At 47.5% G+C, this 255-nt stretch carries 1 protein-coding gene; it reads right to left on the bottom strand.

Annotated elements, in window-relative coordinates; all coding sequences use genetic code 11:
- Window positions 1-223, bottom strand: a 223-nt coding sequence (locus MiSe_RS50370) for a hypothetical protein (RefSeq protein WP_226595134.1), incomplete at its 3' end; no start/stop codon positions are given.
- Between the last annotated feature and the right edge of the window lie 32 nt (window positions 224-255).

Below are 255 nucleotides of genomic sequence, written 5' to 3'. Positions count from 1 at the left end.
CTACTTTGATATCGAATCGGGAATGGATATGAATAATTGGTCGGGGCACGGCAAGGGAGGAATTTATTGCTGGCAACCAACCTGACTGATGCCGTGCCCCTACTTTGATATCGAATCGGGAATGGATCTGAATCATTGGTCGGGGCACGGCAAGGGAGGAATTTATTGCTGGCAACCAACCTGACTGATGCCGTGCCCCTACTGGTTTTATGGCTAATGACATCACGTTCGTTGAATTGCCCATCATAAAAAAAC

This window comes from Microseira wollei NIES-4236 (assembly GCF_020521235.1).
Classification (GTDB): domain Bacteria; phylum Cyanobacteriota; class Cyanobacteriia; order Cyanobacteriales; family Aerosakkonemataceae; genus Microseira; species Microseira wollei.
Note: the sequence above shows the minus strand (reverse complement) of the source record. Positions and strands in the feature narration are given on the sequence as shown.